Annotated in this window: 17 protein-coding genes and 1 pseudogene; 2 read left to right on the forward strand and 16 right to left on the reverse strand. The window is 57.8% G+C overall.

Annotated elements, in window-relative coordinates:
• Positions 1 to 35: 35 nt before the first annotated feature.
• The 12 genes from J5274_RS27645 to J5274_RS27695 form a co-directional block, all read right to left on the reverse strand.
• Positions 36 to 1,124: a glycosyltransferase family 2 protein gene (locus J5274_RS27645; protein WP_219276263.1), complete on the reverse strand. Its 1,089-nt coding sequence runs from the start codon at positions 1,122 to 1,124 to the stop codon at positions 36 to 38.
• A gap of 58 nt (positions 1,125 to 1,182) precedes the next feature.
• Positions 1,183 to 1,752 carry a GNAT family N-acetyltransferase gene (locus J5274_RS27650; RefSeq protein WP_224130239.1) on the reverse strand — a complete coding sequence of 190 codons (570 nt, stop codon included), beginning with the start codon at positions 1,750 to 1,752 and terminating at the stop codon, positions 1,183 to 1,185.
• 27 nt (positions 1,753 to 1,779) lie between these two features.
• Positions 1,780 to 2,646: a hypothetical protein gene (locus tag J5274_RS27655; RefSeq protein ID WP_219276265.1), complete on the reverse strand. Its 867-nt coding sequence runs from the start codon at positions 2,644 to 2,646 to the stop codon at positions 1,780 to 1,782.
• Complete coding sequence (locus tag J5274_RS27660) at positions 2,643 to 3,809, reverse strand: HEXXH motif-containing putative peptide modification protein (RefSeq protein ID WP_219276267.1); 1,167 nt, start codon at positions 3,807 to 3,809, stop codon at positions 2,643 to 2,645. Before J5274_RS27660 ends, J5274_RS27655 begins: the two co-directional genes overlap by 4 nt.
• 53 nt (positions 3,810 to 3,862) lie before the next feature.
• Positions 3,863 to 4,639: an IS21-like element helper ATPase IstB gene (gene istB / locus J5274_RS27665; RefSeq protein ID WP_111221724.1), complete on the reverse strand. Its 777-nt coding sequence runs from the start codon at positions 4,637 to 4,639 to the stop codon at positions 3,863 to 3,865.
• Between the two features lie 11 nt (positions 4,640 to 4,650).
• A complete protein-coding gene (gene istA, locus J5274_RS27670) occupies positions 4,651 to 6,204 on the reverse strand; it encodes an IS21 family transposase (protein ID WP_111221723.1) in 1,554 nt (517 codons plus the stop codon).
• Positions 6,205 to 6,262: 58 nt separating this feature from the next.
• A complete protein-coding gene (gene yhhB / locus J5274_RS27675; protein WP_219276268.1) occupies positions 6,263 to 7,417 on the reverse strand; it encodes a cyclophane-forming radical SAM/SPASM peptide maturase YhhB in 1,155 nt (384 codons plus the stop codon).
• A 10-nt stretch (positions 7,418 to 7,427) separates the two neighbouring features.
• The gene (gene yhhA / locus J5274_RS29495) at positions 7,428 to 7,625 is read right to left on the reverse strand and encodes a YhhA family cyclophane-containing RiPP (RefSeq protein WP_374113793.1); all 198 of its coding nucleotides are present in this window, start codon (positions 7,623 to 7,625) and stop codon (positions 7,428 to 7,430) included.
• Positions 7,626 to 7,727: 102 nt separating this feature from the next.
• Positions 7,728 to 8,015, reverse strand: a complete 288-nt coding sequence (locus J5274_RS27680; protein ID WP_219276270.1) for a hypothetical protein — start codon at positions 8,013 to 8,015, stop codon at positions 7,728 to 7,730.
• A 6-nt stretch (positions 8,016 to 8,021) separates the two neighbouring features.
• Positions 8,022 to 8,486 carry a Mov34/MPN/PAD-1 family protein gene (locus J5274_RS27685; protein ID WP_219276271.1) on the reverse strand — a complete coding sequence of 155 codons (465 nt, stop codon included), beginning with the start codon at positions 8,484 to 8,486 and terminating at the stop codon, positions 8,022 to 8,024.
• Entirely contained in the window at positions 8,471 to 10,153 is a 1,683-nt protein-coding gene (locus J5274_RS27690) for a ThiF family adenylyltransferase (RefSeq protein ID WP_219276273.1), read from the reverse strand. Before J5274_RS27690 ends, J5274_RS27685 begins: the two co-directional genes overlap by 16 nt.
• Positions 10,146 to 11,279 (reverse strand): cyclic GMP-AMP synthase DncV-like nucleotidyltransferase, encoded by a 1,134-nt coding sequence (locus J5274_RS27695; RefSeq protein ID WP_219276275.1) that lies wholly within the window; start codon positions 11,277 to 11,279, stop codon positions 10,146 to 10,148. The genes J5274_RS27690 and J5274_RS27695 overlap by 8 nt, the downstream gene beginning before the upstream one ends.
• A 126-nt stretch (positions 11,280 to 11,405) precedes the next feature.
• Here J5274_RS27695 and J5274_RS27700 point away from each other — a divergent pair, with 126 nt between their 5' ends.
• Complete coding sequence (locus J5274_RS27700; RefSeq protein ID WP_219276277.1) at positions 11,406 to 12,401, forward strand: CBASS cGAMP-activated phospholipase; 996 nt, start codon at positions 11,406 to 11,408, stop codon at positions 12,399 to 12,401.
• Between the two features lie 244 nt (positions 12,402 to 12,645).
• Here J5274_RS27700 and J5274_RS27705 read toward each other — a convergent pair whose 3' ends face one another.
• Positions 12,646 to 16,431 carry an SIR2 family protein gene (locus J5274_RS27705; protein ID WP_219276278.1) on the reverse strand — a complete coding sequence of 1,262 codons (3,786 nt, stop codon included), beginning with the start codon at positions 16,429 to 16,431 and terminating at the stop codon, positions 12,646 to 12,648.
• A 101-nt stretch (positions 16,432 to 16,532) separates the two neighbouring features.
• Between J5274_RS27705 and J5274_RS27710 the strand changes: the two are divergent.
• A pseudogene (locus J5274_RS27710) lies at positions 16,533 to 16,655 on the forward strand (L-serine ammonia-lyase, iron-sulfur-dependent, subunit alpha); the annotation flags it as partial.
• Positions 16,656 to 16,817: 162 nt separating this feature from the next.
• Here the strand turns inward: J5274_RS27710 and J5274_RS27715 are convergent.
• The 3 genes from J5274_RS27715 to J5274_RS27725 are packed head-to-tail and all read right to left on the reverse strand — an operon-like array spanning position 16,818 to position 19,349.
• Positions 16,818 to 17,741, reverse strand: a complete 924-nt coding sequence (locus J5274_RS27715; RefSeq protein WP_219276280.1) for a DUF4238 domain-containing protein — start codon at positions 17,739 to 17,741, stop codon at positions 16,818 to 16,820.
• Between the two features lie 5 nt (positions 17,742 to 17,746).
• Entirely contained in the window at positions 17,747 to 18,763 is a 1,017-nt protein-coding gene (locus J5274_RS27720; RefSeq protein WP_219276281.1) for a nucleotidyl transferase AbiEii/AbiGii toxin family protein, read from the reverse strand.
• A complete protein-coding gene (locus tag J5274_RS27725) occupies positions 18,756 to 19,349 on the reverse strand; it encodes a DUF6088 family protein (RefSeq protein WP_219276283.1) in 594 nt (197 codons plus the stop codon). The genes J5274_RS27720 and J5274_RS27725 overlap by 8 nt, the downstream gene beginning before the upstream one ends.
• Positions 19,350 to 19,401: the final 52 nt, after the last annotated feature.

The raw sequence follows: 19,401 nt of genomic DNA on the forward strand, positions 1-19,401 counted from the left end.
AGAATTGAAGAAACTCGCCTGCGGTGACCGCATCTTCAAAGCTGCTCTGGTGGGTCAATGCCAAATTTGGCCCTTGCCCACTCATCAACGGCGCATCGCACGAAATCGAAGATCGCAGAAATATCAGTTCTCGCGACGCTCCGCCTATTTGTCGATAGCTTCTGTCGGACTAATGGATGCAAGTTATCCGGTTCAAGGATTCCACCTCTGCCCATCGACTCCTCCACCAGCAACGGCAACAGCGAAAACAAGCCCAATAGGTGCGCCTCACGCGCCTTGATCACCGATTTCAAGATATCAGAGGCTCCTCCGGCCTCAAACGCAGCTAGATCACGAGGCCCATCGTAAGCGTTGCTCCATCGTCGCCACCAGGTCTCATCGCGTGGAAATCCCGCCGTCGCAAAGTGGCGTATCGGATTTCGCAAGATCTTTCGTCTGGAAGGCGTCGCCTCGGCATCTGGTACTCGCACGCGAACAGCTCCGCTGCCCTTTGCACGCATGAACAATCTCGATGTCTCCGCGTGGATCTCATTGCCATCAGCGCTATAATCCCGCCGGAAGCCGCCCCATTGTTGATAGCTGGACAGCGTGTACCCGGCCACCTTATCATCGACGATCACATCGAGATCTTCGCCTACGAGATAGCGCGCCATATCGGTATCCACTCTGTCGGCTAACCTCTGGAAGCCTGGATGACCGTCTCGAAAGCGGTGGGGCACAGCGGTTGTCCCCTCGAACATGGCCGAACGCTTCTCGTTCGAAGCCGCTGTTTGAAAGGCTCGAACGTATTGGTCGGAATATCTCGTATCGGCATCAGCTTGCAGGATAAGCAACCTATCGGGTTTGATGTTTTGGGTGTCTGCCACCATGGTAGCTATTTCGATCCCTTTGGCCCGTGGGGGAACATATCCCCGGATCAATTCCTCTCCGACGAACACCAGGCCAACGTCAGCGCGTTGCTGGATCTCTTTCAGCACAGCGAGAGTTCCGTCTTTGGAGCCATTATCGACTAGAACGAGAATCGTGTCCTTCGGCGGTGGGCCTTTACCAAACCCCAGCGATGCTGTCGTTGCGGGAATTAGCTCACGTTCGTTTAGACAGGGGATAACGATCGCGGTTAGCATCCCTGCCCCCCGGGCGAGAAAGGTCTGCAGAGCGCTCCATTTGTGGCGGCCCGTTTAATCACGCCGAAGCCGCCGAACTAGACCTTCTCCACACCATAAGCTTCTGTCGTTCCCGAACCGACGTCTCGTCGATGAACCCCGCTTTTTCCGCAGCGCGTGTCGAGGCGATGTTCGATTTTTGCATGTGGGCGTAAATGACGACGTATTTGCTTCGCTCGCATGCCCAACGGTAACATAAGCTGCCGATGCCACGACCTTGGCTCGTGAGATTGAGATAGATCTGAATCGAAGCGTGCTTACCGATCGGTGCCTCGTCGATCAAGTTGATGAAGACTTGTCCTGCCCGTTTGCCGCCTAGTTTTATATGCCAGGCCTCACCATCGACTCCGCCGCCTCGTCCTTTCGTACCTTTTGCTGGCACAAGTTCGACTTCGTCTTCGGAGACAGGAGAACGATTTTTTCGCGCCTTCCCCTTGTTGCGCGTCACTTTGTCGGCGCGCCCAGATCGCGCCGTCCCGCCGTCAAGCGTATCCAACCCAAGACAGTTCGCCAAATGTTGATCAACTTTCTCCCACAGTTCGGCCGGAAAGAAACCCGGCGAGAAAGCGAATACGACGTCCTCAATCACCTCTAGCAATCCGCGACGACGCAAAGCCTAGGTAAGCATCGTGATTTGAGCAAAGATCTTCTCGACGGGAATATCGAGGCGCGCCGGACGATCGCGCCAGTCGCTGTCGCCATCATATCTATTATTGAAGTAGTCCATATCAATGTGGAGGAGCAGCGGACTGCCTTGAATACCCTCCAACCAGTCGTCGACATCGGGCGTCAAACGGTAGCGCCCGGCACCTGTGCCGCTTGAGGGCTCGAGCGTAGCAACTGGTCGCGATGCACCTGGTTGAAGCAAATCGTCCGAATTGCATTCGATACGGATTACAAAATCCCGAGTGGCCTCGGCTTTTGGCGGCTGACACAGGTGTCTCACCTCTGCGAGCGGTACGGCAGCGAGGAACGGGGTCATGAAACTACCCATTCCGATCGCGCCGCTTTCGATCGCTTCGATTACCGTGTCCGGGTCGGATAGGGAAATCTGGCGGTGCGTTATGAGATCCCGCCAGCCAGCTTCGTTCCGTTCGATACGTGGAGAGCCTAGATCGCGGTGATCGTCAACGTGAAGCAGAACCAGCGAAGTCAATGTCTCGGTACCGCCCCGCCGTTTAAGCCATTCCGACCAGCTTGCTAATGTCCAGCTATCGTAAAGGCAACGCAGCAATTTGGAAGAGCGACGGCGCGAGAGAGCCATTTCTTCACGTTTTAGGCCTTTACCCCACCAATCGAGGCCCAGCTCTAGCTTCTCGTCTATGTGTCGTTCCCGGCCGGAAGGCCAGCTGAAACTGAGATCCCACCCACTCGGTCCTAGCGACGCGATTGCGTCCTTGTCACAAAAATAATCGCGTAGACGGGCGTGCCGCTCGGCTTCGTCGAGTGGTAGGCTTTCGGTCGCCACGCGAATCCTGGTCATGCGGTAATGAGCGACCGCGCTCCGGCCTTCTCCAAAACATCAATGAGCGCGTCACCGACAGATGTCATCTCGCAAGTGCGCAAGGTTGATATGCCGAGCTTGAGATTGCGTTCTGTGTCAGCCAGCTGATTTAGAGCCCGGTTGTGCATACGCTGCGGTCCGTTTCTGAGCACGTGCTCCCAGAACCTCTTCAGTTCCACGAAGACAAAAACGGCATGCAACAATCCGGAGGGCGGCCTTAGGTCGGCCCGCCAAGGCGAAACGACGCGCGGCGCGAAGGGGCTGACCGTCGGTCCCAAGCGTTCCAGAAGATACAGCTTCTGGTGACGATGTTCATGGATCAAGGAGTCCGCAAGGTCATAGGGGTCGATCAGGGAGTCGCCCTGCGTCACGGAAACGAACAGCGCGCCCGGAACCGAGTCATCGCTGAACGAGACGATCTTCTCAGGATGAGCGGTCGGATCACGCACGAACTGCACCGCGTGGCATGCCGATGAAATTTCGTCGGCAAGCGCCGGACGCCATTGTCTCACGACGCTCAGTGCTTCCCGCACCACGGCGCGCGCGTCAGTAGCGATGCCTTCAGGTTCGAAGTAGATCTGTTCCCCAAATGGCGTACGTAGCCACACGTCGTCAGCCGCAATATCCATGCCGTTGTCCCGATGACGATCGAAACCGGACGCCAGCGATACAAGATATACGCCGTCCGCGACGAGCGGCTTTCCGTCTACGTCGTGAATTGCCGCTCCTCTGACATGTGCGAGGAACGTCCGCGTCCAAGCGACCGTGCCTGGCTGGCAAGCGACAGCTTCAAATTGATCTGATGGGAGATCCATGAGGGTGCGCGCCGCTGCGCCCACTGATTGATCAAGCGAAAGCGCATTGGCGAGTGCAGATCCAAATTCGCCGACGTATTCACGCTGCGCGTCATCAATCAGCAGCGTCATGGCCGGATCAGCAGTTTCGGCGAATTCAAAACGTGCGAGATCAAACCCTTCCGGAAGTCGGGAATTGAGCGCGGGTTGATCCGCGACCAGACTGTCGGCAAGTCTCTTCTTGACATGCGAAATAAGGCTGAAGAGTTCGGCGCAGTAGACGGAAGGATTGTCGATGCGGATTTCGCTAAATCGGGACAGCGGTTTCAGCAAGTCGCGGACAAGCATTTCGCTAAGTCGCGGACAACGGATGCGATCGAATCCCGGTTGCCTTGTTGCTGTTACGCGTGATTGTGTTCGGTTATTTCGTCGCCGGTCAAGAGCGTCGGCGTTTTTCGTTTGCGCATGCTGTCGCCTTCGAGAGTGATGCGGTGGGCGTTGTGAACAATGCGATCCAAAATCGCATCGGCCAAAGTGGCTTCTCCAATCATTTCGTGCCAGGCGGCCACCGGAAGCTGAGCTGTGATCAGGGTCGATTTCCTTCGATATCGCTCCTCGAAGATTTCGAGCAAATCGAGGCGCTGTCGGTCATTCAGGGTATGGGTTCCCCAGTCATCCAACACCAGCAACTGAACACGTGCCAGCTTGTCGATGAGGCGCGGAAAGCGTCCATCGAGCCTGGCAAGTGCGAGATCCTCGAAGAGCCGCGGCATACGAACGTAGAGGACAGAGTAGTCGAGGCGGGCCGCCTGTCTCGCAAAGGCGCAGGCGATCCAAGTTTTTCCAGTGCCCGTTTGGCCTGTCAGGATCAGGTTCTCGTTTGCCTTCAGCCATGCGCCCTGCGCCAAGGACAAGACATTGCGACGATCAAGGCCGCGGTGAGATCTAAAATCGATGTCTTCGATCGAGGCATTGGCAAATCGAAGCTTTGCTGTGGCGAGCCGATTGGTCAGCCGTCGGTCGGTTCGTAGTGCGATCTCGCGGTCGAGCATCAGGCCAAGCCGTTCGTCAAAGCTAAGATCATTTCCATGAACTTGCTCGATAAGTTCGCGATAGGCGGTTGCCATTCCGGCAAGACCAAGCGCACTCATCTGGTCCAGTGTTGGATGTGTCAGCATTAGATGTCCTTTCATTGGTAGTAGGTTTTGCCGCGGATATTGCCGTGCGGCGGTGCCGGCTTCACGGTCTCGCTTGCGGCAGGAGCCTGATCGAGACCAGATCTGAGAATGTTGGCGACAGACGAATAGGTCAGCGCATTGATGACCAACGCACGCTCACAGGCCAATTCCAGCCGATCGGTTTCGTAACGACGCGCCAGGGAGAGAATGCCCTGAGCGGATCTGTAGCCTTGCTCCGGGTGCGGCCGATCGCTAAGCAGACGCTCGATAAATATCGCAGTATTGGCCCCAACCTTCGCCGCTTCCTTGCGCAACGTGTGAGGCGTCGTGTTTGCATAGCGCTGGTGAGCTTTCGGCATATGCTCATTGACAGTGATATGGCCGGAACGCTGGGAGCTTCGGATGTGGCTGGCGACCCGCTTGTGGTCAAAGAAGATCTCGACCGCTCGATACGTCAGCCTGATATCGACCTTCCTGCCGATCAGACCGTGCGGCACGGAATAGAACGTCTTGTCGACGTCGACATGGTAATCGGGATGAACCTTGGCGACCTTCCATTCCGCGTATTCAAACGGCGTTGGCGGCAGTGGCTTGAGCTGGGAGCGCTCGACCTCATCGAACAGGGCTCGCCGGGATTTTCCATACCGACGCATCGTACGGGTGTTAAGGTCCTCGATCAGAGCGCTGATGCGGATATTGAGATCGACAAGGCTGAAGAAACGGTCGTTTCGAAGTCTGGCCAGAACCCACCTCTCGACGATTAAAACCGATCCCTCCGCGGATGGTTTATCCCGAGGACGCCGCGGCCGTGCTGGCAATACGGTCGTATCGTAGTGTTCGGCGAAGGCAGCAAATGTCGCGTTCAACGTCGGTTCGAACCAGAGAGCCTTGGCAATCGCGGATTTGAGGTTGTCGCAGATCGTTGTCTTCGTCACCCCACCGAAGTAACTGAAGGCTCGCTGGTTCGCCTCGATCCAATCCGGCAGCTTCTGACTGAAGCTGGCATAGGAGAACACCAATTGCGATGCACTCAGCACGGCCACATAAATCTGTGCTGCCCGGATCTCGCCAGAAGACGGATCGATGATCGGGATCGTATGGCCGGCATAGTCGCATTCCATCGCGACACCAGCCACATGACGACTGCGATAGGTGGGTTTGGCGCGGCTCTCATAATCAGCAAATCGGCAGCAGAACCAGGTGTAGCCGTATCCATCCGGATGGACCTCCCGGTATTCCTGCCATAGCAGGTTGAGCGTCACGCCTTTGCGTTTCAACTCGCTGGCCACTTTCGGCCAGTTCGGTTCCTCGCTGTCTCGAGGAGGTCGCCCCATCCGCCGGAATAGTCGCTGCTCCAGGAGCTCGTCATCATCCAGACCGGGTGGAAGTGGCCATGCTGCAAGCCCCGCCTCCCGCGCCCGCAGCAGATACGTTGAGACCGACGTCTTGCTCATCTTCAGCCGCTCAGAAACGGCGCGTATCGACAATTCCTGCTCGAACGTCAGCCGCAGTATCGATCGAATGTCTTTCACATCAGTATGTCTCGCTTGCTTCCGTCTAGGCATTAGATCCTCGCTTAAAACACGAGAACAAATTGCCAGATCGGCGCTCACGAGATTCGATCTAAATCGCTGTCGCTTCTGTCCGCGACTTACTGAATTTGCTGTCCCGAACTTTCTGAATTCGGTGTCCGCGACTTACTGAAATCTTTGTCCGGGACTTTGTGAAACCCGCATTGTCGAACCCATTCGCGCCAAACCGATGCGGGACCGATCCGCCGCCACAAATATCGACGACGGTGCAACTGAGGCACTTCGCGCTCAGTCCTTCCTTGCGCAGGAGACTGCGATGTCTTTCGATCCCTGCGGATGCCGCGACTGCCGATATCGCTGCATCGCGCACCGATCCCGGCAGGGCAGTCGCGCCGTCGGTCGTGATCTTCAGGACATCCAGATCATGGTAGCTGCCATCCGTTTCGATCGAAAGCAGATTAACGTCGCCGAATCCAAACGCGTCGGTGGCTGACGGCAGACCAGCCGCGACATCGAGGAGCGCCTCAAAGGTGCGCAAGGGCAGATGCGGATAAACGTCGAACCACAGATCGAACGCCTTGACGAGCCATTCTTGGTAGCGGTCCAGCTGACCGTGCCGACCTGGCGGCGGCCTCAGATGATGGGCGTCCGGCAGCAGGAAGTCGAGCTTCGGAGGGTTGAGCGTACCGAAGAATGAGAAAAGTTCTTCCGGCCGGACTTCCGGATCTATTACCGCAATGACGCCTGCGAAAATTTTTGGATGTTCTTGCAGGCGATTGTAGCCTTCCATCACACGATCGTAGCTCGATCGGCCTTTTCGGCTAACTCGATGGCGGTCGTTGGCTTCCCGCCCGCCATCGAGGCTCAGCGAGACGGAGATATCCGCAGCCTCCAGTATGTCGAGCGTGAGGTCGCTTAACAGCAACCCATTGGTCTGCATCGCCATTTCGAGCGACACGTCAGATCCAACTGCCGCTCTTAGATTGTTCGCAAACCCGACTATCGCTTCGACGCCAGCGAGCAATGGCTCGCCGCCGTGAAATACGACGACGGCGCGCTTTAGTCCCACCTCGGCGACGTATTCTCTCAAGCGCGCGGCAAATGCTGCCTGCACTTCTGCGGACATTGTTTTGGGCATCTTCCGCCAGCTTTGATCAGCGTGATGATAGACGTAGCAGTAGTCGCAGTCGAGATTACACCGCGACGCGACTTTAACCAGGAAGGACGTTATCCGGGCATCTGTCACGCGTCGGCCGTCAAGAGCGGTTGTGGCGATGATGCATCCTGTCGTAGCTGGTAATGATGTCGCTAGTTTCAGCGTTGGATAGCACTCGACTGCGCAAACGTTGGATCGCCGGGTTTGCCGACTCGGTTCGCATGACCGTAGTTTTCAAGTTTTCTTTAACCGATTCGACGACTAGCTTTGCTTCTGCAGGCATACCACGAACTCCCATTCTTTGCTTTGCAATCTATACGAGATTTCAAGATATTCAATAACGATATAGGTCACTTTCTATTTTCTAATGTAAGATCGCGGTTTTCTTACGGAAACCGATTTAAAAGCGAGCAATCAGCATCACAACGATGGCGCTACCTTTAGCATTTTCGATTAGAACAAAGTGCGTCTTGAGCGGAATCGAACCACCGACCTGATCATCAAAATTTCTAAGTGTCTGAAATTCCGTCATTTCATTCAGGCGCATCGTCTGCGGGGCATGAGCACATGTTATGGCACTTCCCTCGTGGCGATCTTCGAAGCCTACGTCAAACACCGGATAAGCCGTCGATGATAACGTGCCTCCATCGACTTTATCCCACCTATCACCGGGCCCCATCTCAATCATAGGGGCTCATTTAATAGGCGACATTCTCACGACCGTCCCGGTCGCGCTCGCGCCCGCCCAGATATCTTTTCTGCCTACGATAACGAAAACCCTGGTATCGTTGCTCTTTTCTATAATGCTTTGCCAGGTCGCGCGGTCGATACCGGACGGTATCGGATAGTCCTCGGGGTGGGTATGCCACTCGCCGACGAAGCTTTTCCTGCCGAGGCTCTTGGTCCAAGCAGCGACGGCGGCCAGTTGATGCCCACGGTCTTTGCGGTCGAATAGATATGGCTTCCGCACGTCGCAGCGAAGCGGAGAAGTGCAGTCGGTGATCTCTATGTGGTCACCACGATGGCTACCGATCAAAATACCCCCCGCTTCGGTTCGTCCCTCTTCGCCGACGGTGAAACGCTGCATGGTCTCAGCGAGTGGGCCCGGAAGCAGAACGAACGCGCCGGATCCCGTCGAAAAAATTAGATCCGACTGCATGCGGGGCATTCCCGTGATGGCCCCGGATTTCCATCCTTGACTTGGTAAGCCTGAGAACCGTCGAAGAGGTGGGAGCGAAAGCGCTGGCCTATCGAACCTGCCGCCCATGCAAGCGCCATTTCGCAGACGAGGGAGGCGGCCACCACCGATCTGGTTACTGGGTAAGGTATGTAGTTCGGGTCCGCACATTCCATGTTGCGTCCTCGTACTACCTCAAATCCTTGCCTTAGCGACGGAAATCGCGAGACACCGGAAAGCGCGGGTTTGAGACATTTGAGGCAGGCGTGCTCTCGGTCGCCGACCATAAGCGCCTGTGCGAGAGCGCCGTTTCCCAGAAGGTATCCGAAGAGTACGGGTGGCCAGCCGCTATCGGCGCGGACGGCTCTCTCGTTGATGGCCAGCGACGGCGCCTCCTCGCCCGTAACGTCGATGATCAGGTCATAGGGCAGATGTCCGCCAGAGACGACCTTCAACGCGTCCTCGGCGAGAGTGTCAACGTCGAGCATAGGCAGCTGGTGTTTGATAAACGCACGGCAACCCTCTGCCTTGTTGACGTTTATATATGGCAGACCGAGCAGATGACGCCCGAGATTTGCCGTCCTCAGTTCGTCAGTGTCCACGATCGTCAGGCGGCCGCCATCCTCTCCCGCTCCCGACTGCGCGAGCTGGTGCGCGAGAAATCCACCGATCGTGCCAGCCCCGATGAGCAGGATGCGCTTGCCCGCCAGGTTCTGTCGAGCGCCCAGATTACGGCTGAATATGTAATCAGTGTCCGCTGGCATTCCGATCGTCCGCTCTATCGTCGTCTTCGTCGCAAATCTGCCGAGCGCGGCCGGAAGCCCCGTCCGCCGCGACTTGAGAAATTCCTCCGTCTGCAAAATCGGCGGGAGTGACGCGTCAATGATGAAAACACCGTTCGAAGCCCTAATTGCGACCCATCTCCTGGTTCCTTCACCCCGCGCGAAACTTCGTTCGAGGACTCCGACGAGCCTGGGATCCAGCCATTTCAACCAGGTATTGAAGTTAGAAAGGGAGGTCGGCGGCCAGTCTGCATCCGGATTGAGCGTTACCGCACTTTTTGTCGATACGACAACGCAGTCGTCGCCTTGAGGGAGCGGGGAGCCGTTCGCACGATGAGCGTCGATCAGCCATGAACTGTCCGTGCAGAGGGTTCCCGTCGATGTGTCTGCGCCCCGCAGGTTCAAATAGCGGACTTTCGCTCGTCCAGTGAACCCGACAGGGAGATCGACAAGAACAAAGGAAGAAGACCAGTAGGCCTGCATCTCGTTCGCGAAATCGGCGTCGGACTTTCCGCCTACGGCCTGGCGCATGACGTCATTCGCTTGCTGTAGGCATTGGAGAACCGTTCCGCCGGGATTGTAGCGGTCCAGAACGACCGTTCCCGCTGCGTAGTAGCAGAAAGACCGGGTCTCATCGAGGAGGTGCGGGATCCGACGGCCCGCGGTATCATATCCCTCCTTTACCCTTATCGGCGGAGGTCGGACAAAATCCACATCGGTTACGTCTATGCTGACGGGAACCTGGAGCGCATCGGGATCAAGTACACCGAAATATATCACGCGCTCGCTGCACCAGTCTCGCTCGAACCCCCGTTGCGTGAGCGCATCATGAACCCGCTGACTTGCGGAGACGTTGAATTCAGCCACTCTGGGACCTGCCGACGACCGGGGCAGCGACTTCCTTCCGAGGTTGCGAGAGCACAGTGATTTTGGCTGTCTCAGCGATGCTGACGAGGTCGTGTCTGTCGGGGACGCGCGGGCCAAGTGAGAGCCGGGTATCGATGACGGCCTTGGAGGTATCCGTGACGGCGTCTATCGTGTTGCGCAGGCTGGCCACGAAGTCCCGGGCGTACCTTGCCGCTGTCTTCCTGTCCTCGGACGAGAGGCGGTTTATATCCTCATCTTTGTCCGTCGGGTTCGGCACCGCGTTTTCCAAGTAGCCCGGAAGCCTTTCGAGGACTGCCAGCAAGGCCTGGTCTTCACGGTCGGGGATGAATGGCCGCCTGATCTCTTCGAATGCCTTCCAGGCGCAGACCATCAAGAGGATGGAGGAAACGCCGTTCAGGTGGGGCTTGTGGTGATCACGCCATGCCTTGAGATATCGGCAGATGCGACGCAGTTTTTCGCCGTAGATGCCGATTTCGGCGAGAAACCAGGTCTTGATCTTGCGGGGATCAGATGCCTTCCAGTCATCTTTGCGATGCGCCAGCAACACGCTGTCCGACGGCAGGGCATCCCAGGTGTCGGGGCGGCGGTCTTCCGCGAACGAGGCATTGGCGCTCATCGATTTCTCGAGCAACACGAACTCGTCATCCGGGATCGCGTACAGAGGGATGTCGATATGGGCTATCGAACTGATGACGACGCGGCAGCAAGTGTCCTTTTTAGTAAGCTTCCAGCCTTCCTCTTCTGCGACCTCTTCAAGCACGCCGTCGACGAATTCGAAGAAAAGTGCAGAAGCCTGCGACGGACGGGTTCCTTTGACGAATGACATGGGCAGATAGCAACCGTCATCGAGGTCCATCTGCTGTTCCGGCGGCCACGCCGGATAGTTCAACGTCTTGTATGAATGGCTACCCTGCGTGAAAAACCTCGGCCGAATGGAGCGTCCAAATATCTCTTTGCTCTTTTCCGCAAAAGCCTCCCTGAGGCGCTCGCGTATTTGCTCTTTCGCCTTGAGCAACGCGGCCTTCGCGTCGTTCTCGGGCTCGATCTCCAACAGAAAGGACACGTCGGCCACCGTGGAGTATAGAAGCCTGGATACGTTTGCCATGTGTCCCGAGTCCCCCGGTTTGTCGGCAGCTGAATAAAGTTTGAAATCACTACAGATAGTATGCGAATGGCATAAATTGTTCCATATGTGGACATCACGTAGTTATTGCAACGAAAGAGTTCAAGTATGGCTTTCAGAATTTTGGCGCTCAGCGGCGGCGGCTATCGCGGGCTCTACACGATCGCCGTCCTCAAGCACCTCGAGCAGCAGGCCGGACGCCCGATTGGCCAATGTTTCGACATGATCGCGGGCACGTCGATCGGCGGGATAATCGCGATAGGGCTGGCGCTCGGCAAGAGCGCGGGAGACATCGAACGGGTCTTCCTTGATCGCGGGGAGGATATTTTCCCTCGCGCCAACTCGATGGTCGGCAGGCTTATGTCTAGGCTTAAGAAGCCCTACGGAGCGAAATACCGAAGTATCGAGCTTCGCAAAGCCATCGAACAAGTTATTGGCGGAAGTGCGCTCATTGGGGACGCGAAAACGAGACTGCTGGTCCCCGCCGTAAACATGAGCGCCGGTCAAGTGCAGATGTTCAAAACCCCACATCACGAGAGTCTTATCTGGGACAAGAAGCTTTTCGCTGCCGATGTCGCGATGGCTACATCGGCAGCCCCGTACTTTTTCCCGATGGCTATCATCGGTAATTCCCGATACGTCGACGGCGGCATGGTTGCCAACGCACCGGATCTATGCGCGCTGCATGAAGCCACCTTCTTCTGTGGACAGGACATTGCCGACGTTCACGTTCTGAGTGTTGGGACGACTTCCTCCAAGTTTTCTTTGCCGAATTCGCTAGGGCCCGATCTCGGCGCGATCTCCTGGTTTCGTAAGGACCGTCTCCTCTCTACAGTTATGACGAGCCAGCAGCAGCTTGTTCGCTTCATGATGACGCAGCAGCTCAAGGATCGCTTCCTGCGGATAGACGAAGAGCCCTCGAACGAGCAAACGTCAGATCTCGGCCTCGACATAGCAGACGAAAAGCGCCGGAAAACATTGCTTGGATTGGCTGAAAGCTCCTACAGGAACGTCGCCACTCTGCCACAGATTCAGGCCTTCCTCAGCCATACACCGATTCCGCCGGACTTCGTCGCCAGTCATGCTACGACACCCTCGCGATAGGTGCCCGACAAGGCCACACTGGAGGCGCTGTCCCTCATGTTACTGGTGCCCATCAAGCAAGCAAAGCGCGACTAGCTGTTCCGGCATGGGCGTAGTCATCGTCTATATCGGCGGAATGCGCAACGAGTCGAAGGAGGTCGCCGACCTGCTCGGCCTGCCAGACCGCGTACGAAATCGACCAGCACGCCGCGTAAGCGGGGTTGCCCCGGAGCCCCACGCGCTCACTGGCCAGCGCCGACGAGAGTTACAGCGCGGGTGGAGCTGCTGTAAGACCGATCGCTCGCCTCAGTCGTTTCAAACGACTATCATCAGCAACAACCGGGTCGCGCGCCAGACGATCCAGTATTTCCGACGTATAATGCGGCCAGCGGGTGACATCGCTCGGAAGCAGCCGCTGAAGCACATCAAGTAGGGCTTCGGGATAGGTTTCTATAACCCCGCCCGCCCCTTCGGAATGGATGGTGTAGGCGTCGAAATTTTCACACGGGACGAGCCGTCCCATGATCAACGTCGACACTTCCGGAAAGAGGTCGCCCGTCTTGAACAGAAAGGTACTTAACGCCCGTGATATCTCCTGAGACTTCAGTGCCTTCTGGAGCGGCCAGACTTCGCGAAAGAATTCGCGGATCTTCTCATTGGAAACGGTCTTTCGCTGCAGCCGTCTCCCAAGGTTCCAGACAACCTGTACCGCAAATTGAGAACCGCCATCGACCATGGCTTCCCTAAACTGGGCATTCGTGAATGGCGGCCTGCGTTTGTCCGACCATTCAATCCAGGCGTAGAGAATTATGTCTGCCAAGCTGTCGGTGGTTGGCTTTCGTCTCGATCCCTCACCGACCTTCCGAAGAATCGACGGTCTCATCTTTTGGAGCAATTGCGCTGGCGGCACCTTACTCGCCCACAGGAAGCCATCCCAGAACGCGTCCCCATCGGCCTCCTCGGAGTTCATGCTCGGCATGATGGTCGCCTCAGCCCATTTCGGATCGACCAACCAGAAGAACACGAAATGGAATGATGCAAATACTAGCGCCTGACGACGCAGATCGCCGGGCAAAGACAGAACGCTCTCCATCTTTCCCTTCCAAACGGGACTCAGCCCCGATTTTCGGCGCCGCCCGGAAAGGCTCGAATCCTGAAGCAAGATCTGAGTCAGTTTCCCGACCGGCCTGTTGAGGCCGTCATCGGCCCAGTTCCTCTCAGAATATCGTTCGCCGTCTGCGGCGGGAAGTGTGACCGCGGCATCCACCATCCTCTGCCAAAGAGTATCAAACAGCTCTGGAAACTCGGCGACCAGCCGTTTCGCCATCCGCATCATCCATTCCGTCGCCGGATAGAGGATCTGCGAGAGATCGGCGACGGTAATGCCGGCCAGCCTTGCGGAGATGAGGCCCAGCAACCGTTTCGGATCATCTATCCTCTTCTCTGAACGGAAGAACGATCCCCATCCTTCGATCTGGACCCTTCCATGCCGAGCTTCGTACAAGAGGGCGGCAAAAGCCTTGACGGGACGTAGCTCGACCAGGCCCGCGAAGGGATCGCGGTGGATATGAGCGCGATAATCGATCCCCTCGACTGCCGCGGCTTTCGCGAAGATCTCGGAAATCGGGAGCGATATCAGCTCGCCCGGCGCGTTTACCGTTTCGACAGAGAACACCCTTGGCTGTGTGCCCTCAACAACCTCGCCGATATCGGGTAGCTTGCCGTCGAACCGTTTGGCCAGGTCGGCAATCTTCCCCTCAATGTCGAACGAGAACTCCATGCCCTGCACAACAAACCATCGCAACCGCTCGACGAGCGCAAGATCGTTGTATTCCCCGGCCCTGCTGGTATTTTCCCATGGATAGCTGGTCGAAGTCAGCTTGTCTTCGAGCTGGCGACGAGCGGAATATGTCAGGTCACTCCATCGCATGCGGAAAGTCATCAGAAGGTCGCGCTGATGGAGAGATCCCCAGAAGGCCTTGTCCGACAGACCAATCAGGACTGCCGCCGCCTCGTCTGCCGATGTGAGGTCACGATGTCGCGCGGCCCAGATACGCAAGCGGGCAAAGATGCCATTGTCAACGACCGGCCAACGGAGAAATTCCGCATGGGCTGCCACTGGATCGATCACCGCGAGGCGATGCACCATCCTTTGAGTTTCAAGGACCGGGCCCACAAGGCCATGAGCGTCCAGGTCCTGAAGCTGCCCATCGCTCTCGTACCTCGTCGGCAGGTAGATCCAGTTGCCCTGGTGGACTTCTGTCTCAAGTGATTTTGCAAGGTCCAGGTTCTCCCGGAGCCTTGCAACCGCGGTCGCGAGCATCTCATCCGGTATCTCAACCTCGATATGCGGTCTGGGATAGTCGATGCTTAATCTGAAAAGCCGATCATCGTTGGTGCCGCGCATCGAGTAGGGCGCCTCGATTCTGAGGCGTGGTCGCCGAGCCCCAATCAGCCGCCGCACCATCTCATCTGACCAACCCGTTGCTTTCGCTTCTGCTGAGACTGCGTAAGCCACGCGATCGGGGTCTTCACGCCGGTCGTCCCATATCCTCATTAGATAGCGCCATCCCCGGGCGATTTCGGGGGGCCATGTGTCACCTTTGTCTCTTATCGCCCAAGTTATCAGCGATTTTACGTGTGGGTGGAGGTCAGGCTGCCTCAACGCCCAGGCAAAGGCCTCAGGCTGGTCGGCGACATTCATCAACCAGACCGCGAGTTGACGGAGGCGACCGGGCAAGGGAGCCGCTATAGCCGCGTTATGTCCGTAAAAGACCCCCGACTGTTGAGCCGGAACCGGAGCATCTAACGGATAGAGATCGAAGCCATTCCAACTGTCATCCGGTACCTCTCGCTCTCCGGCAAGATAGGAAAATTCGTTCATTTTGGGATCTGGCGGCGGCGGCGGCGCGTCCGTGTCGAGCCCAAACCTGTCGAATGGGTCTAGCGGCTCTTTCGAAGCGTTCGCATCGGTTTCCAACCGCCCGTAACGTTCCTTAGAGTCGATCACGCGAATCCATGAGGCTGGAACGCCGGTGCCCTTGAGGTGTGTCAGGCGACGTACGCCTTCAACCGATGAGAGAATATGGGCGACTTGACCGCGCTCGTGAGGCAACAAGTTTTCCGGTCCACGCGTGGCCTTCCGGAGAACGCCTTCATGCCATTCGTCAACATCCTTGGCTCGCTGGACCCACGCCTCGAGTGTCGACCAAAGGGCCTCATGCCCGTTCAAAGGGTCGTAGGCGAGTGCACGGACGCCTTTATTCTCCCAGAGCGATGACGCAACCGTACTTTCGCCGGACTGAAATGCGTACATTTGCCCTTCCGTTTGCGATCCACCCTTCAGGGCCTCCAGAAGATACTGGACTGGAGGGTCGTCGGCCGAATAGCCCAGAAACACGATGCTATACCGTGACAGCAACGACTGGATAAATCTGGCAGCCCAGCCGTCGGCAAGATAGGCGCGTCCGAAATCACCGCTCGACAGCACGAAACCTTCCTCATCCGAGCCGAGATAATCAGGATCGACGCGGCCATGGAGATGGATAACAGCATTCATATCCGCCCGCTTGGGGTCCGGCAGATGCACTGGGCCGATCGATCTGATCGCGGGATCGCAGTCCTCGAACAGCCTGTCGAAATTGGTGGTTACCAGACGCACGCCGCCGGACGCACGGCCTGCCAGATCGAGGACCAGTTCGTGGGCCGACAGATCGGCGACATTTTGTGGCTTCAACGCTGCGGCGACCGCAGCATGGATATCCTGGGTGTCGAACTCCCGTTCAAGAAGGGAGAAAACCCTGTCAGTGGCAACGAAGCTGCCAACGCCTTGGATGGGACCGACATTGGTCGCGAGGTCAAGCAGTTTTCTCGCCGGGCTGTCCTTGGCAGGACCGAGCCGTTCCATGACCTTGCGAGCCAGTTGTGCGAAATTCGATAGTCCCGCTCGCGCCTGTGACACCCCGGCACCACAAAAAAACACGACCTCGTTCCTGTCATGGGCAAGCAGAAGGTCGTCAGGAATCGATGGGCCGTGCGCGGTGAATCTCATGCCCTAGATAAAGCAAGCTCCACTTGTGTTGTCGAGATGGCTTACCCGTTCGCGACCATCCTGCTTTCCCGCAGCTCGCCTTCCCGCTCGAGGATTGGGTAGTCAAGGCGGTCACGGCCGCCTCGCTGGCGCTCAAGGGCGACGGCAGCCATTTCGTGCCGCCAGATGCGGCCATCAAAACCATGCGCCAGACCGGCAACGACATGAGCGAGAAATACAAGTAAACCTCGACCGGCGTTCTCGCCGTCAACCTTGTCGAGTGTTGACGACGGAGCGACACACAGCGCAACTTTCTAATCCGCCGGTATTAATTGCAGCTGGGAACAGCGCATGCGGATCGACCGTGTTCGTCAAGGGAGAACGATGATTTCGCTCACCAACCTGATTCAAAGCGGAGTACCATTCCGCTCACGAAATGCCACCAGCCGTTCAAATAACGTCTTTATGGGTTTCGTGCCCATATACTCCCGCACGAACTCAAGTTGCGCATCGTCCGTGCCGTAAACGCATTCCTGCGCCCGTTCTACAATGAAGCGGTTCACTGCCGCCGCTTGAGCGGCAGGATCATAAGCCTGCACCCGTCCAACGGTCTCAGCATTTCCTACCGCAATGAACAGCGTGCGGGGACCAATCGGCAACATAACGAAATCATCGGACGCGACCAGTTCACCCGATTTCATTATTGGCCTATCGGATGTCAGCAATTCGGGCGCGCTTTCCGGCATATCGCGCACGATCCATTCCATGTTGATAATGATATTGCCGATACCGGCGTGATCCATGAGGCCTATCGCGGCCTCAAGCCCCCAGTCTGCCAACAATGGCGAGCCCGGCGCCAACATGGCGGGCACATTGGCGGCAAGGCCGCGGGTAATTTCATTCTCGCTAGCTTTGAACTCTGCGACGATCTCGGGAATGAGCGCCTGCCATTCCTGCGCATAGGAGGCTTGCATCACCTCGATATCCCGAGGACCGCGCATGAGCATGGACATTAGAAACCTCGCCCACATACTGCGCTGGTCAGAGGTCAAGTGGTCGAGCTTACCGGCTTCGAGGAGGTCGAGCACGTTATTGGCGGCGGTGTCGATGGCCTTGAGCGAGCCTTTTTCAAACCATTGCGCGAACTCCGGCGACACGGTTTTCATCTCGTAAAGCCGATCCATTCCACCGGTTCCACTGATCGCCGTCATCTTCGGCAAGATCCTGTCATAGGGTTTGCTGAACCGGCAGACCTTGCGTCCTTTATTGGCCCAGCGGCGCAAATAAAACTGCGGGATGTAATGGTGGTAGATAGGCTCATTATCGGGCATCAGGCTTATGCGCCCATGCGATTGGCCCGCGCGGCTATGTCGGTGCATCGCGCCACAAGCGCCTCGAAGGGCTCGGCCTCCTCCAGCAGCAGCCCGTCCTCAACCATACGAAGATAGTCGTCCTCCAGCGCCTTCAGCGCGTCGCCATCGGGGACAAGACGCAGGCCGCCGTTGACCGCGACCGCGTAATCGATCGGTTCGCGGTCGGCCGCCTTCTCGGCGAAAATCATGCTCTTGTGGCGCGCGACCGCCTGGGCGAGCTCTCTATCCGCAAATGCAGCGGTCGCCAGCCCAGCCTCATCCAGCCGGGCGATGTCGTGCCAATGACGCGCGAACCTGTCGCCGCGCAGTCGTGCCTGCAGGCAGAAGACATGGATCGCCGTCGCCTTTTCCCAGAACGTCCGCTCGGCGTGCATGACGCGCGGCCGCGCGGTGGGAAATTCCACCTCTTCCACCAAGCCCGCCGCGTCGCAGACGACATCGCGCGGACTCGCCGGCTCACCGGTTGAGCGCGCGCCAAACTCGAGCATCACGCTCGGTGCGACATATCCCGAACCGGTCGCCGTCGCCTCATAATCGATGAACAGCTTGTCGTCTTCGACGCGGATCGCCGCCGCCAATCCCTCGCTGGCCAGCGCATTCGCGATGGTCGGCTGCGCCGTTTCCGCCACCCACTCGGGCAGACGCTTGCGGACCTCGCTCGACCAGCGCTTTTCCTCGCTCCGGGTTTTCGGCAAGGCCTCGCCATTGTCGCCCACCAGCTCGGGGGCAAGCGCGCGGATGTCATAAGTGAGGTCGACGTCCTCGGAAAATCGACGGATGACCCCGTAGGCTTTCGACAGCGACGTGCCGCCCTTGAAGACCAGGTGTTCGCCGAGAGGCGAGCCATAGAGGGCGGCAAGCGCCCAGACCACCCAGGCATCCTTTTCAAGCAAGTGCGCCGGGCGACCGGACCGGTCCGCCGCGACGCCCAAGACTTCGCGGCGATCCGCGGCCGAAAGGCTGAGGAATGCGTCAGCCATGCGCCGCCTTTCCCACGCTGCGCGCGAGCCAGGTCGGAAGCTGCGGCGCCGCCGCCACCAGCTCGTTGAAGGTGGTCTGTGGAAGTTTGCGCTTCAAAGCCAACAGCGCCGCCTCGGCCTTTTCCGGACCAAGCCAAGCCAGCGCCCGGACTGCCTCACCGGCCGGCCGATTGGCCAAGGCGAGTTGCCAGCGCGGTGCGTGCCGCAGTTCGACCACTTGTTTGCCGAGGTTCATTTTCCGGGTCCGGCCCGAAGTCAAATAGACCGAGCGAACCGGAACCTGTGTCGTGAGCCCAAGGGTGTTGGCAGCCGCCGCGCCGCTGGACACGATCACTTCGCCGCGCTGACTGGCGAGCGCCTCGACCGCCTGCTCCACGGAAGGCGACCGCGTGCCAAATCGGCTCGTCAAGGGACGCAGATAGACGCCGCGGCCAGCGCGGATCAGCTGGCCACGCTCCGCTAGGCGCGACAATGCCTGATCCACCGCAGGCCGATTGCCGAGGTGGAGCAAGCTCTTCGCGGAAACGGGCGCACCCTCGGGCAAACCGCCCGCATGCGCCAAAATCTGTTCGCTTAACCGTTGCATGTTGATCTCCTGTCAGAAATATACGCGGTTTTCTGACAGTTTGCAATCGGCG

The sequence above is a fragment of the Rhizobium sp. L51/94 genome (assembly GCF_019355555.1).
GTDB lineage: Bacteria > Pseudomonadota > Alphaproteobacteria > Rhizobiales > Rhizobiaceae > Rhizobium > Rhizobium rhododendri.